The organism is Bradyrhizobium sp. (assembly GCF_027451485.1).
GTDB lineage: Bacteria > Pseudomonadota > Alphaproteobacteria > Rhizobiales > Xanthobacteraceae > Bradyrhizobium.
Genome location: NZ_DAIDJE010000094.1, coordinates 1 through 11,011, shown reverse-complemented (window position 1 = coordinate 11,011; position 11,011 = coordinate 1). Strand labels below are relative to the sequence as shown.

Genomic DNA, 11,011 nt, shown 5'->3' with positions numbered 1-11,011 from the left:
CATCCGGTTGCCCGCAAAGCGAGGTCACAATTTGTCGACCGGCCTGAAAGTGCCGTCAGGCTGGATCAGGGTGAGAAAGACGCTGCCGGGAGAATCCCGCATCTTCCGTCCGACCGTGAGATGGTCGCCGCTGATATCGAACTGACCGACTTCGTTGATGACCCGGAGCATCCCGGCGCGCGTCGGGTTGGGACCGGCCATGTCGAGCGCCGCGGCGGCGAGCCGGCCGCAAATATAACCTTCCAGCGAAACGAAATCCGGCGGAAGGTCCGGATCGATGGCTTTTTCTGCCGCCTGATAATCGGCGACGACCTTGACCGACGTATCCCAGGGGAATGGCACGACCTGCGAGACGATCACGCCAGCGCCGTCGGGGCCAAGCTGTTGGGCAAGCGCATCGGCGCCGACAAAGGAGATGTTGACGAAGACCGGGTTGAAGCCGCTTTGCCGCGCAAGCTTGATGAATTCGGCGCAAGGCGCATAGGTGCCGACCATCACCACCGCCTCTGGCTCCGCGCGCTTCAGCACGCGCATGGCCATGCCAACCGCCTTGGTGTTGCGCTCATAAGTTGCTTCGGCCGCAAGCTCCATGCCGCGCTTTGCCAGGGCCAGCTTGACCCCGGCCAGACCATCGCGGCCATAGGGATCGTCCTGGTAAAAGATCGCGATGCGCTTGATATGCCGATCTTCGGTCAGGTGCTTGACCCAGGCTTCGGCCTCGGCGCTGTAGCTGGCGCGAATGTTGACGACGTTATCGAGATCATTTTCCCGGAGGAAACCCGCGCCAGTGAAGGGACCGATGAAGGGGACTTTCTCCTCCTTCGCGATGGGTTCGGTGACGAGCGACGTGGGAGTGCCAACGGCGCCGATCAGCGCAAAGACCTTGTCGTCATGCAGCAGCTTCGTGGTCTGCAGGACCGAGCGGTCAGGGTCATAACCGTCGTCACGGCTCACCAGTTGAAGCGTGCGGCCATGCACGCCCCCCTTCGCATTGACCTCGGCAAACGCGGCAAGGATACCCTGGCGCATTTTCTGCCCCAGCGCCGACGAAGGGCCGGATAGCGCCGCTGCCTGGCCGAACACGATCCGGTCCGGCATGACGCCAACCTCGCCCGCCTGAACCGGGCCGGCCAGCAACACTGGCACCAGGCCATACAAAATCCTGGGTTGTAAAAAACGCATGCCAATACTTGTAAACGATCGGTGCGAAACGGCTCGAAGATAGCGCCATGCGGTGAAGAGGTCGCTAATTTCGACGCGCCGACAACGGTTCCAGGTCCCTGTCCTTTCAAGGTTTTTGCTTCGAGGCAGCAGTTCGTCCGTTCCTATGCTCTGTTGCGATGCAGCGGACGATTCCGATCCCAGGGATCGTTAACTACGGCGGCCAGAACCGGCGCTATCCCCCCTGACGCTTCAGGGTTTTTAACCAGCATCCGCCTCATAACGGTAAGCAGCTACGTCAGCCGTTCCGATCAGGGGTGAAGATGAGCGGTCGAGATCCCGGCGATAATCGCAGGGAAGACATGGTCGAACGGAGGAAAGCGTTCGCATCGCGAACCGCGCCGCATCGACCCGTCTGGGTTGCCGCAGGTGCCGGCCTGTTGCTGACGATCGCTGCCGCCTATGCGGTTGCCCGCTGGGAACGCCGCGCCATCAGGACGGAGTTCGATGGCGTTGCTGCGACCCAACTGATCGAGATGCAGAACGGCGTCAACGAATATCTCGGCCGCCTGGTGACGCTGCGCACCTTGTTCGAATCCGCCAACGAGGAAGTGACGCGCAGTGAGTTCGAAGTGTTCGGCCGCCGGTTATTCGAGCACCAGCCGGGCGTGCTTCGCGTCCATTGGCTGCCGAAGGTGTACCGCAAGGAACGAGGGGAATTCGAAAGCGCCGCTGTCAGCGATGGCGTTCCGGGCTACCATTTCAAATCGTTGTTGGGCGGTATCGTCTCCGTCGCGCCGGACAAGGATTTCTACTACCCGATCCTGTTTTCGACCGAGCCGAAGACCTCCGGTGTTTACGGGATGGATTATTCTACCGATCCGATCCGTTGGGCGACGCTGCAACGCGCACGCGATAACGATTCCGTTGCGGTCGTTCCCACTCAGTTGTTTCAGAGCGACCGCGGCAACTCTCACGGCGTGTTGATCGCCGTACCGGTCTATGTGAAAGGGACCTCGCGCGCCACAGTCGCGGATCGCCGGCGAAACCTGAATGGTTTCGTGATCGGAATGTTCAATATCGGGGAACTCCTGACATCGATCCGGACCGATAGCCCTGAATCTCGCGCGGTCGTCCTTTCCGCGTTTCCGCCTGCCGTTGAGGGCAAGCAGGCGGTCCATGCCGATTATTCCTCCGTTCCGTTGGCGCCCCTCATGATGCGCGCGCTTGAGAGCGAACCGCACTGGTCCGGCTCGCTTCGCATTGGCGATGCGAAATGGCAGGTGAAGGCCTTTCCCGCCGCGGGCGGTCATTTGACCGTACGTTACGAGCGCGCTCTGACTGTGCTCACCGCGGGCTGCGCTGTCACTATTTTCCTCTGCGTCTATCTCGGCATGGCCAGCCGCAACTCGCGCGAACTGGCATTGGCGAACCGCCGCGTGCTCGAACTCGCGCAGACTGATATTCTGACCGGATTGCCGAACCGGGCATTCTTTCTCGACCAGCTCAAGCACGCCGGCACGGATCAGCAATATCTGCCCGGCATGTTCTCGGTCCTGATGCTCGACCTCGATCGCTTCAAGAACGTCAACGACTCGCTCGGCCACGCTGCCGGCGACGCGCTGCTCCGGCAGGTGGCGGCCCGCTTGCGATCGGCGCTGCGTAAGGAAGACGTGCTGGCCCGACTGGGCGGCGATGAGTTCGCCATCATCCAGGCAGGTCATCTCGATCAGCGCGGAAATGCGATCGATCTGGCGAGCCGGCTTTCGAAACTGATCGCGGAGCCGTTCGATCTTCCCGGGCATCAGGTCGAAATCGGCACCAGCATCGGCATCGCGCTGGCTCCCGAGCATGGCGATGACCGCGAACAGCTTTTGAAGAAGGCGGACCTCGCGCTCTACCGTTCCAAATCCGCCGGCCGCAACTGCTTCACCGTGTACGACGAGGCCATGTCCGCCGAGCTCGATGCGCGCAACACCCTTGAGGGCGATTTGCGGGACGCGATCTCGCGGTGCCAGTTCGAAGTACACTACCAGCCGTATTTTGACGTCCAGAGCGGACGCAGGCGTGGCGCCGAGGCGCTCATTCGCTGGCGTCATCCGGAGCGGGGCCTGATCCCGCCGGACCGGTTCATTCCGCTCGCGGAAGAAACCGGGCTTATCGTAGCGCTCGGGGAATGGATCATTCGCCAGGCCTGCGACGACGCGACGCTTTGGCCCGCTGACACCAGGGTTTCGGTCAACCTTTCGCCGGTGCAGTTCAAGCAGGCGGAGCTGTTCGACGTGATCGCCTCGGCGCTGAAGAATTCGGGATTGCCGCCGGAGCGGCTCGAAATCGAGATCACCGAATCCGTGCTGCTGGAGCGCGCGGCCGAAAACCTCGCTTTCATGGAACGGCTGAGCGGCACCGGGGTCTCGCTTGCGCTGGACGATTTCGGCACCGGCTATTCTTCGCTGAGCTGCCTGACCACCTTCCCCTTCAACAAGATCAAGATCGACAAGTCCTTCATGGGCAACCTGTCAGCGCATTATAAGAGCTCGGCGATTATCTCCTCGGTCGTCACGCTCGCGCGGGGGCTCGATATGTCGGTGACGGCGGAAGGCGTGGAGACAATCGAGCAACTCGAAGGGCTGAAGACGCTCGGTGTCAATTTTGCGCAGGGCTATCTCCTGGGCCGTCCGGTGACGGCCTCTGAACTCGAAAAGCAACCGGCAACCTTCCAGCCGCTTCACGCCGCCGCCGCGTGACGGCCGGCGCAGGTCGCCTGTCCTGGCATGCCATGCAGGACGGCCCCGGATGGGTCGGCGCAATCGCGGCATGGCCGCCCGATAGGCCAGAATCCCCTCGAAAACCCCGCGAATAGAAGGATTATGCTTTTTTAATGGACGCTATTGCCGTGTGGAGAAATATAATCCTACCTGACAGGTGGAGCCTAATGGCATCCTAGGACGTTCAGTTCCGAATTAGGACAAAGGAGGATTTTTCACCATGGCTGCCGGACTGCAAGGACGTGATCGCACGCCCCTGACCAGACGTGCAGGACGCCTGTGATCGATCCTGTTTTCGTGGCGTCCGGCTTCAGCGTCGGACTCTTGGTCGGCATGACGGGCGTCGGCGGCGGATCGCTGATGACGCCGCTGTTGATCCTGCTGTTCGGCGTTCACCCATCCACTGCGGTCGGCACCGACCTGTTGTACGCTTCGGCGACCAAGGCCGGTGGCGCGGCCGTGCACGGTTGGGAGCGAACCATTCACTGGCCCGCGGTGGCAAGGCTCGCCTGCGGCAGCATCCCGGCCAGTGTCCTGACATTGCTGTTGCTCTGGCACCTGGACCTGCCGGCGGACGCCGCACGCAGCCTGGTCAATTCGGTGCTGTGTTTCGCGCTGATGCTGACCGCGCTCTCGCTGATCTTCCGCAAATTCGTGACCGAAAATTTGCGGGCGCGGATGCAGAGCCTGGACGGAGCTGCAGTGGCGCGCGCCACCGTGCTCGTCGGCATTGCTCTGGGCGTGCTGGTATCGATTTCCTCGGTGGGAGCCGGCGCGGTCGGGGCCACCGCCTTGTTGCTGCTGTACCCGGAATTGCCGATGTCTCGCATTGTCGGTACCGACATCGCGCACGCCGTGCCGTTGACGCTGATCGCAGGCATCGGTCACTGGGCGTTGGGCTCGATCGACTGGCCATTGATGGGCGTGCTGCTGATGGGCTCGCTGCCCGGGATTGCGCTCGGCAGCTATTGCGCAGTCCGCGTTCCCGAGACGGCGTTGCGGCTCATGCTCGCGGCGATCCTGGTCGTCGTCGCGGGCAGGCTGGGCGCCGAAGAATGGCGCACTGCCACGCCAAACGTTGCCGCCGCTACGGCGGGCGCGCCGGCGCGGGCACCACGCGGGGGCGTGGTCGTGCCTGTTGCGATCGGCGCACGCCCCGCGCATTGATCGACTGAATCTGCCCGTTAGGTCCGGGCCGACCGGCCGGATTCGTTTGCCAAAGCTTGAAGTTTAAAATATATCCAGGTCCTCGACGTGGTCTTTTCATTCGGGAAGGTGGCGTATGGCGGGACTGCCGCATTCCCCACATGCTGTCGTCACCGGCGCAGCGCGCGGCATCGGCCGCGAAATCGCCGCGACGCTGACGAGAGCAGGCGCCGTCGTCACCGCGCTTGGCCGTCAGAATGCAGCACTCGAAGAGCTGATTGCGCGAGGCGATGCGCGATTTTCGGCGGTCGCTGACGTGACCGATCAAGCCGCCGTCGTCGCAGCGCTGAAAGAGGCTGCCGCCCGCCGGCCGATCGATATCATGATCGCCAATGCGGGCGCGGCGGAGTCCGCTCCTTTTGCGAAATCGGATGCGGCGCTGTTCAAGCGCATGCTGGACGTTAACTTCATGGGCGTGGTGAACAGCATCCAGGCGGCGCTGCCGTCGATGCGGAAGCAGCCCTTTGGCCGCATCGTCGTGATTGCCTCGACGGCTGGCCTCAAGGGCTACCCTTACGTCAGCGCCTATGCAGCGGCCAAGCATGCGGCGATCGGCCTCGTTCGCTCGCTGGCACTTGAATTGGCCTCGACGCGCATCACCGTGAATGCCGTCTGTCCCGGTTTTACCGATACCGATCTGGTCGCAGGCTCTATCGACACCATCAAGAAAAGAACCGGGCGCGACCACGCGGAAGCAATGGCGGAATTGACCAGGCACAATCCACAAGGCCGTCTCGTCTCGCCGCAGGAAGTCTCCGACGCCGTGCTGTGGCTGTGCGGCGAGGGCGCAAGCGCCGTCACTGGTCAGGCGATTGCGGTCGCCGGGGGAGAAATTTGAGAGGAAGCATCCATGAGCCAGCCAGCCAATCCCGTCTCGACTCCGCTCGCGCAATATCAGCCGCGTCATTTCCTGCTGCGGGTCGAAGGCAGCGTCGCCGGCGTGACGCTCAATCGTCCCGAGCGCAAAAACCCGTTGACGTTTGACAGCTACCGCGAACTGACCGACTTCTTCCGCGCTCTCGCCTTCGATGATGAGGTCAAGGCCGTGGTCGTCTCCGGTGCCGGCGGCAATTTTTCTTCCGGCGGCGACGTGTTCGAGATCATCGGGCCTTTGGTGAAGATGGACACCAAGGGGCTGACTGCTTTTACCCGCATGACCGGCGATCTGGTGAAGGCGATGCGGGCCTGTCCGCAACCGATCGTCTCTGCCGTCGAGGGCATCTGCGCCGGCGCGGGCGCGATCATCGCGATGGCGTCCGACATGCGGCTGGCTGCCACCGGCGCCAAGGTCGCGTTCCTGTTCAACAAGGTCGGGCTCGCCGGCTGCGACATGGGCGCATGTGCCATCCTGCCGCGCATCATCGGCCAGGCGCGCGCCTCCGAACTGCTCTACACCGGCCGCTTCATGAGCGCGGAGGAGGGCGAACGCTGGGGCTTCTTCAGCCGCATCGTCGCGCCTTCCGAGGTGCTGCCGCAGGCCCAGACGCTCGCGAACGAAATCGCCGCGGGGCCGACCTTTGCCAACACCATGACCAAGCGGATGCTGGCGATGGAATGGGCAATGTCGGTGGAGGAAGCCATCGAAGCCGAGGCGATCGCGCAGGCGCTGTGCATGACGACCGAGGACTTCACTCGGGCGTTCGAGGCCTTTGCCGCAAAGACCAAACCGGTGTTCAAGGGAAATTGAAGGCAGTCAATTCCGGCTCGACGCCTCGAACGTCGGCGGTCATGCCCGGCCTGGTGCCGGCATCCACGTCCTTATTTATCGAAGCCAAAAGGCGTGGACGGCCGGACGAGATCCGGCCAAGACGAGACGGACGGATTTTTTGCGCTAAGCGGCACCAGCGCAAGACGCTTGCCGTCGAGATATTTTAGGTTTAAAATAATTTCTGCTTTCGAAGCGCGGATGAGGTTCCCATGAAGGTCGCGATCATCGGCGGTGGACCGGCTGGTCTCTATTCGGCGATCCTGCTGAAAAAGCAGCGTCCCGCGGCCGACATCACGGTCTATGAACGCAACCGCGCCGATGACACCTTCGGCTTCGGCGTGGTGTTTTCCGACGCGACCCTCGACAATTTCGAAAAGCACGATCCATCGAGCTACCGTTGGATCACGCAGGAATTCGCCTATTGGGACGACATCGCCGTGCATTTCCGTGGCACGGTGCATCGCGTCGGGGGCAACGGCTTTTGCGGCTGCTCGCGTCGCCAACTGCTGTTGATCCTTCAGGGCCGAGCGCGCGAACTCGGCGTGAAGCTGATCTTCGAGACCGAGATCGACGACGAGGCGCGTTTCGCCGACGCCGACCTCATCGTGCTGGCGGATGGCATCAACAGCCGATTCCGCGAAAAACATGCTGCCTATTTCCAGCCGGAAGTGGACCTTCGCTCCAACGTGTTTGCCTGGATGGGCTCGACCCGGCCGCTCGACGCCTTCACCTTCATCTTCCAGGAGACCGAGTGGGGGCCGTTCATCGCCCATGCCTACCAATACGAGGCCGGACGCTCGACCTGGATCTTCGAGACCGATCCCGATACCTTCAAACGCGCCGGTCTGACAGGGCTGGACGAGAAGCAATCGGCCGATCGCATGGCGGAAATCTTCGGCTGGTTCCTTGAGGGGCACCCTCTGCTCACCAACCGCTCGATGTGGCGGAATTTTCCGATGATCCGCAGCCAGCGCTGGGTCAAGGACAACATGGTCTTGCTTGGCGACGCCAAGGCGACCGCACATTTTTCGATCGGCTCAGGCACCAAGCTTGCGATGGAAGACGCGATCGCGCTCGCCGACGCCATGCGCGACGCGCCGACAGTTCAGGGCGCGCTGGCTCTTTACGAGCAGGGCCGCCGCGAGGAGGTCGAGAAGACCCAGCATGCCGCCGACGTTTCACTCGTCTGGTTCGAGCATCTCGATCGCTTCTTGGAGTTCGATCCTGTGCAATTTGCCTTTGGCGTGATGACGCGGGCGAAGGCGATCACCTACGACAATCTCACGCTGCGCGCGCCGGACTTTGTCGGCGAGGTCGACAAGGCCTTTGCGCGCCACGTGCGCAATCTTGGCTTTGACGTCGATGTCGAAAAGCCCCGCGCGCCGATGTTCCAGCCGTTCCGCCTGCGCGAGATGCAGCTTGCCAACCGCGCGGTGGTGTCGCCGATGTGCATGTATTCGGCAAAAGAAGGTGTGCCGCAGGATTTCCACCTCGTGCATTACGGCTCGCGCGCGATGGGCGGCGCCGGCCTGATCTTCACCGAGATGACATGCGTCGGACGCGATGCAAGGATCACGCCGGGATGTGCCGGTCTGTGGAATGACGAGCAGGAGAAGGCGTGGTGGCGCGTCGTCGATTTCGTCCATGCCAATTCCGCTGCAAAAATCTGTCTCCAGCTTGGCCATGCCGGCCGCAAGGGCGCCACGAAATTGATGTGGGACGGCATCGATCGTCCGCTGGAGGAAGGCGCCTGGGACGTGATCTCGGCGTCCCCGGTGCCATACTTCCATGACAGCCAGGTCCCGCGCGAGATGGACCGCGCCGCAATGGACCGTGTGAAGGCCGAGTTCGTCGCAGCCGCGGAGCGCGGTGAAAGGTGCGGCTTCGACATGCTGGAACTGCACTGCGCCCACGGGTACCTGCTCGCGAGTTTCATCTCGCCGCTGACCAATCGGCGCACCGACCAGTACGGCGGCTCGCTGGAAAATCGTCTGCGCTATCCGCTGGAAATATTCGAAGCGCTGCGCTCGGCCTGGCCCGCGCACAAGCCGATGTCGGTGCGCATTTCTGCGACCGACTGGGCTGAGGGGGGCATCACCGGCGACGACGCGGTGAAGATCGCGCGCGCCTTTGCCGAGGCCGGGGTGGATCTCGTCGACGTCTCGACGGGACAGACCGTGCGCGACGCGCAGCCGGTCTACGGCCGCATGTTCCAGACGCCTTTTTCCGATCAGGTCCGTAACGAAGCCGGCGTCGCGACGATGTGCGTCGGCAACATCACGACCGCGGACCAGGTTAACACCATTCTGGCCGCCGGCCGGGCGGACCTTGTGGCGCTCGGCCGCCCGCATCTGGTCGACCCCGGCTTTACGATGAAGGCTGCCGCCTGGTACGGCGCCGACGATGTCTTCTGCCCGCCGCAATACCTGCCCGGCAAGGAGCAGATTTTCCGCAACAGCGTCAGGGACCGGCAGGACCTGGAAGAGCTTAAAATTAAGGCTAAGCCGAAGACCCGCGCCGAGCTGAAGGCGGAGGCCACAAAGCCGCTTGCGGCCGAATAGGCCGGATGGCACGCTGGGTCGGCCCTCGCGCCCCGCGCTTGGCGGGCAGGGTGAGAGGCGAGTCGGGTTGCGTGGAGTTAAGGCGATGAAAGCGATTATCGTCGGCGGCGGTATCGGTGGTCTGACCACGGCCTTGATGCTGACCGCGCGCGGCATCGGCTGCGAGCTGTTCGAGCAGGCGGACACCATCCGCGAACTCGGCGTCGGCATCAACACGCTGCCGCACGCGATCCGCGAACTCGCCCAGCTCGGCCTGTTGCAGAAGCTCGACGACGTCTCGATCCGCACCGACGTGCTTTATTATCTCAACCGTCACGGCCAGGAGGTCTGGCGCGACACGCGCGGCGTCGACGCCGGCCACGACGTGCCGCAATTTTCGATCCATCGCGGACGCCTGCAAAGCGTCATCCATCGCGCGGTCGAGGAACGGCTCGGCAAGGAATCCATTCACACCGGTCATCGCCTCGGCGCGTTCACCCAAGACGAGGGCGGCGTGACCGCACACTTCTTCGATCGCTCAGGTCATCATATCAAGACCGTGCGCGGCGACATCCTGATCGGCGCCGACGGCATTCATTCGCGCGTGCGCGAGACGCTGTTTCCGAACGAAGGTCCGCCGTGCTGGAACGGGCTGATGCTGTGGCGCGGCGCGCGCGACTGGCCGATGTTTTTGACCGGCCGCTCGATGATCGTCGCGGGCGGCCTCAATGCCAAGGTCGTGGTCTACCCGATCGCGCAGGGCTCCAGCCCGTCCAACCGGCTGACGAACTGGGCAGTGCTGGTCAAGATCGGTGACGGCAGCTCGCCGCCGCCGCGCCGCGAAGACTGGTCGCGTCCGGGCCGGCGCGAAGAGCTGATGCCGCACGTGGCCCGGTTTTCGGTGCCGCACATCGACGTCGCCAGTCTGATTTCGGCAACGCCGGAGTTTTACGAATATCCGACCTGCGACCGCGATCCCTTGCCGTACTGGTCAAGCGGACGCGTCACGCTGCTCGGCGACGCCGCGCATCCGATGTATCCGGTCGGCTCGAACGGCGCTTCGCAGGCTATTCTGGATGCGCGCTGTCTTGCCGATCTGCTCGTGCGATCCGAACATCCGCGTCAGGCGCTGGTCGCCTACGAGCAGAAGCGCCTGCCCATGACGGCCGAGATCGTGCGCTCAAACCGCCGCGGCGGGCCGGAGGGCGTGATCGACGCAGTCGAGCAGCTCGCGCCGGACGGCTTTACCGATATCGACAAGGTGCTGAGCTACTCCCAGCGCGAAGCCATCGTGCGCGGCTATGCCAGCAAGGCGGGCTTCGCCGCTGTGCCGGGATTGGCGGCGGTGCGGGGCTAGCTTGCTGCGAGGAGGGCGCTTGTTCGCTGGCACCTCCGCCTCGCTTGAGAGGAGAGGTCAAGGCTTGGGTGTGGGAGAATCTCCGCGAGCTTCGATCTACGGAAAATTCCCTCACCCCTAACCCTCAGCCCGCTAGAGGAGTGAGATCACGCTCCCGGCGGCGGGGGCAGGAAGTGGATGTTGTGCTCGGCGGCAAGCGCGACGACTGCGTCGGGCGTCTGTTCCTTCATGTTGTGAATGCCCCAGAACAGGTCATAGAGCTTCTGCGTCG

The 11,011-nt window shown here is 63.2% G+C and carries 7 protein-coding genes and 1 pseudogene; 6 read left to right on the top strand and 2 right to left on the bottom strand.

Annotation, left to right across the window (positions count from 1 at the left end; translation table 11 throughout):
- Window positions 1-24 precede the first annotated feature (24 nt).
- Window positions 25-1,182, bottom strand: coding sequence for an ABC transporter substrate-binding protein (locus tag NEZ08_RS12405; RefSeq protein ID WP_298107210.1), 1,158 nt, complete (start codon window positions 1,180-1,182; stop codon window positions 25-27).
- Window positions 1,183-1,523: 341 nt separating this feature from the next.
- On the opposite strand from NEZ08_RS12405, the gene NEZ08_RS12400 reads away from it, so the two are divergent.
- The 6 genes from NEZ08_RS12400 (at window position 1,524) to NEZ08_RS12375 (ending at window position 10,740) form a co-directional block, all read left to right on the top strand.
- Window positions 1,524-3,908: an EAL domain-containing protein gene (locus NEZ08_RS12400; protein ID WP_298107259.1), complete on the top strand. Its 2,385-nt coding sequence runs from the start codon at window positions 1,524-1,526 to the stop codon at window positions 3,906-3,908.
- Window positions 3,909-4,208: 300 nt separating this feature from the next.
- Complete coding sequence (locus tag NEZ08_RS12395) at window positions 4,209-5,096, top strand: sulfite exporter TauE/SafE family protein (protein ID WP_298107208.1); 888 nt, start codon at window positions 4,209-4,211, stop codon at window positions 5,094-5,096.
- Window positions 5,097-5,211: 115 nt separating this feature from the next.
- Window positions 5,212-5,973, top strand: coding sequence for an SDR family NAD(P)-dependent oxidoreductase (locus NEZ08_RS12390; protein ID WP_298107207.1), 762 nt, complete (start codon window positions 5,212-5,214; stop codon window positions 5,971-5,973).
- 12 nt (window positions 5,974-5,985) lie between these two features.
- Window positions 5,986-6,822, top strand: coding sequence for an enoyl-CoA hydratase family protein (locus NEZ08_RS12385; protein ID WP_298107205.1), 837 nt, complete (start codon window positions 5,986-5,988; stop codon window positions 6,820-6,822).
- Window positions 6,823-7,052: 230 nt separating this feature from the next.
- The gene (locus tag NEZ08_RS12380; RefSeq protein ID WP_298107204.1) at window positions 7,053-9,404 is read left to right on the top strand and encodes a bifunctional salicylyl-CoA 5-hydroxylase/oxidoreductase; all 2,352 of its coding nucleotides are present in this window, start codon (window positions 7,053-7,055) and stop codon (window positions 9,402-9,404) included.
- A gap of 85 nt (window positions 9,405-9,489) precedes the next feature.
- A complete protein-coding gene (locus tag NEZ08_RS12375) occupies window positions 9,490-10,740 on the top strand; it encodes a flavin-dependent oxidoreductase (RefSeq protein ID WP_298107202.1) in 1,251 nt (416 codons plus the stop codon).
- Window positions 10,741-10,886: 146 nt separating this feature from the next.
- On the opposite strand, the pseudogene NEZ08_RS25785 reads toward NEZ08_RS12375, so the two are convergent.
- Window positions 10,887-11,011, bottom strand: a pseudogene (locus tag NEZ08_RS25785) (cupin domain-containing protein); the annotation flags it as partial.

Excerpts from the sequence above, each read along its gene's own strand:
- NEZ08_RS12385 (WP_298107205.1), top strand. The coding sequence starts at position 5,986 with ATGAGCCAGCCAGCCAATCCCGTCTCGACTCCGCTCGCGCAATATCAG.
- NEZ08_RS12375 (WP_298107202.1), top strand. The coding sequence starts at position 9,490 with ATGAAAGCGATTATCGTCGGCGGCGGTATCGGTGGTCTGACCACGGCC.
- NEZ08_RS12380 (WP_298107204.1), top strand. The coding sequence starts at position 7,053 with ATGAAGGTCGCGATCATCGGCGGTGGACCGGCTGGTCTCTATTCGGCG.
- NEZ08_RS12405 (WP_298107210.1), bottom strand. The coding sequence starts at position 1,182 with ATGCGTTTTTTACAACCCAGGATTTTGTATGGCCTGGTGCCAGTGTTG.
- NEZ08_RS12390 (WP_298107207.1), top strand. The coding sequence starts at position 5,212 with ATGGCGGGACTGCCGCATTCCCCACATGCTGTCGTCACCGGCGCAGCG.
- NEZ08_RS12400 (WP_298107259.1), top strand. The coding sequence starts at position 1,524 with ATGGTCGAACGGAGGAAAGCGTTCGCATCGCGAACCGCGCCGCATCGA.